Source organism: Streptomyces sp. BE20 (assembly GCF_036322525.1).
Lineage (GTDB): Bacteria > Actinomycetota > Actinomycetes > Streptomycetales > Streptomycetaceae > Kitasatospora.
Map to the genome: position 1 here is coordinate 1 of NZ_JAQYWW010000001.1, position 275 is coordinate 275.

A 275-nucleotide genomic window follows, 5' to 3' on the forward strand; every position below is an offset into this window, starting at 1 on the left:
GAAGGTGGCCGGCTGGCAGTTCAAGGGCATGGACGACCACCTCAACGCCATCAACTCCACCTGGGAGAGCTTCCTCTGCCAGGCCGGCGGCACCCTCACCTCGCCCGACTTCAAGACCTCCACCCAGAACACCGAGGCCGGACGCACCGCGATGGAGTACATGAAGTCCTTCTACACCGAGAAGATCTCCCCGGTCGGCACCAGCGCCCTCAACGGCTTCATCAGCGGCGACGTCGCGATGTTCCCGTTCTTCCAGTCGGTCATCGCCAACGTCC

1 protein-coding gene is annotated in these 275 nt (G+C 63.6%); it reads left to right on the forward strand.

The features are described from left to right. A partial coding sequence (locus tag PUR61_RS00005; protein ID WP_329874293.1) for a hypothetical protein occupies positions 1-275 on the forward strand: 275 nt, incomplete at both ends.